This window comes from Peribacillus sp. SRI_006, from assembly GCF_057586375.1.
Genome location: NZ_JBYCZT010000038.1, coordinates 1 through 2,973 on the forward strand (window position 1 = coordinate 1; position 2,973 = coordinate 2,973).

Here is a 2,973-nt window from a genome sequence, read left to right on the forward strand (position 1 = left end):
AAAAGCGTTGGTTAAGTCCTCGATCTATTAGTATCAGTCAGCTCCACATGTCACCATGCTTCCACCTCTGACCTATCAACCTGATCATCTTTCAGGGATCTTACTAGCTTGCGCCATGGGAAATCTCATCTTGAGGGGGGCTTCATGCTTAGATGCTTTCAGCACTTATCCCGTCCGCACGTAGCTACCCAGCTATGCCTTTGGCAAGACAACTGGTACACCAGCGGTGCGTCCATCCCGGTCCTCTCGTACTAAGGACAGCTCCTCTCAAATTTCCTGCGCCCGCGACGGATAGGGACCGAACTGTCTCACGACGTTCTGAACCCAGCTCGCGTACCGCTTTAATGGGCGAACAGCCCAACCCTTGGGACCGACTACAGCCCCAGGATGCGATGAGCCGACATCGAGGTGCCAAACCTCCCCGTCGATGTGGACTCTTGGGGGAGATAAGCCTGTTATCCCCGGGGTAGCTTTTATCCGTTGAGCGATGGCCCTTCCATGCGGAACCACCGGATCACTAAGCCCGACTTTCGTCCCTGCTCGACTTGTAGGTCTCGCAGTCAAGCTCCCTTGTGCCTTTACACTCTACGAATGATTTCCAACCATTCTGAGGGAACCTTTGGGCGCCTCCGTTACTCTTTAGGAGGCGACCGCCCCAGTCAAACTGCCCACCTGACACTGTCTCCCACCCCGATAAGGGGCGCGGGTTAGAATTTCAATACAGCCAGGGTAGTATCCCACCAACGCCTCCACCGAAGCTGGCGCTCCGGCTTCTCAGGCTCCTACCTATCCTGTACAAGCTGTACCAAAATTCAATATCAGGCTGCAGTAAAGCTCCACGGGGTCTTTCCGTCCTGTCGCGGGTAACCTGCATCTTCACAGGTACTATAATTTCACCGAGTCTCTCGTTGAGACAGTGCCCAGATCGTTACACCTTTCGTGCGGGTCGGAACTTACCCGACAAGGAATTTCGCTACCTTAGGACCGTTATAGTTACGGCCGCCGTTTACTGGGGCTTCGGTTCAAAGCTTCGCTTGCGCTAACCTCTCCCCTTAACCTTCCAGCACCGGGCAGGTGTCAGCCCCTATACTTCGCCTTGCGGCTTCGCAGAGACCTGTGTTTTTGCTAAACAGTCGCCTGGGCCTATTCACTGCGGCTTTTCTGGGCTATTCACCCTAAAAAGCACCCCTTCTCCCGAAGTTACGGGGTCATTTTGCCGAGTTCCTTAACGAGAGTTCTCTCGCACACCTTAGGATTCTCTCCTCGCCTACCTGTGTCGGTTTGCGGTACGGGCACCTTACATCTCACTAGAGGCTTTTCTTGGCAGCGTGGAATCAGGAACTTCGGTACTATATTTCCCTCGCCATCACAGCTCCGCCTTAATGGAAACGGGATTTGCCTCGTTTCCGGCCTAACTGCTTGGACGCGCATATCCAACAGCGCGCTTACCCTATCCTTCTGCGTCCCCCCATCGTTCAAACGATGTATAGGTGGTACAGGAATATCAACCTGTTGTCCATCGCCTACGCCTTTCGGCCTCGGCTTAGGTCCCGACTAACCCTGAGCGGACGAGCCTTCCTCAGGAAACCTTAGGCATTCGGTGGAAGGGATTCTCACCCTTCTTTCGCTACTCATACCGGCATTCTCACTTCTAAGCGCTCCACCAGTCCTTCCGGTCTGACTTCAACGCCCTTAGAACGCTCTCCTACCATCGACACCATACGGTGTCAATCCACAGCTTCGGTGATACGTTTAGCCCCGGTACATTTTCGGCGCGGAGTCACTCGACCAGTGAGCTATTACGCACTCTTTAAATGGTGGCTGCTTCTAAGCCAACATCCTGGTTGTCTAAGCAACTCCACATCCTTTTCCACTTAACGTATACTTTGGGACCTTAGCTGGTGGTCTGGGCTGTTTCCCTTTCGACTACGGATCTTATCACTCGCAGTCTGACTCCCAAGAATAAGTATTTGGCATTCGGAGTTTGACTGAATTCGGTAACCCGTTGGGGGCCCCTAGTCCAATCAGTGCTCTACCTCCAATACTCTCATCTTGAGGCTAGCCCTAAAGCTATTTCGGAGAGAACCAGCTATCTCCAGGTTCGATTGGAATTTCTCCGCTACCCACACCTCATCCCCGCACTTTTCAACGTGCGTGGGTTCGGGCCTCCATTCAGTGTTACCTGAACTTCACCCTGGACATGGGTAGATCACCTGGTTTCGGGTCTACGACCTCATACTCATTCGCCCTATTCAGACTCGCTTTCGCTGCGGCTCCGTCTCATCAACTTAACCTCGCATGAAATCGTAACTCGCCGGTTCATTCTACAAAAGGCACGCCATTACCCATTAACGGGCTTTGACTACTTGTAGGCACACGGTTTCAGGATCTATTTCACTCCCCTTCCGGGGTGCTTTTCACCTTTCCCTCACGGTACTGGTTCACTATCGGTCACTAGGGAGTATTTAGCCTTGGGAGATGGTCCTCCCTGCTTCCGACGGGATTTCTCGTGTCCCGCCGTACTCAGGATCCACTCAGGAGGGAACGAAGTTTCAACTACAGGGTTTTTACCTTCTTCGACGGACCTTTCCAGGTCGCTTCATTTACCCCGTTCCTTTGTAACTCCATGTTGAGTGTCCTACAACCCCAAGAGGCAAGCCTCTTGGTTTGGGCTAATTCCGTTTCGCTCGCCGCTACTCAGGAAATCGCGTTTGCTTTCTCTTCCTCCGGGTACTTAGATGTTTCAGTTCCCCGGGTCTGCCTTCAGTACCCTATGTATTCAGGTAAAGATACTGTTCCATTACGAACAGTGGGTTTCCCCATTCGGAAATCTCCGGATCAAAGCTTACTTACAGCTCCCCGAAGCATATCGGTGTTAGTCCCGTCCTTCATCGGCTCCTAGTGCCAAGGCATCCACCGTGCGCCCTTTCTAACTTAACCGTTAAAAAAGATCTTACAGATGCTTTGAAAAAA

Annotated in this window: 1 rRNA gene; it reads right to left on the reverse strand. The window is 52.4% G+C overall.

From position 1 onward, the window contains the following. Nucleotides 1-7: 7 nt before the first annotated feature. Nucleotides 8-2,940 (reverse strand): 23S ribosomal RNA (locus tag AC2YHV_RS27490). Nucleotides 2,941-2,973: the final 33 nt, after the last annotated feature.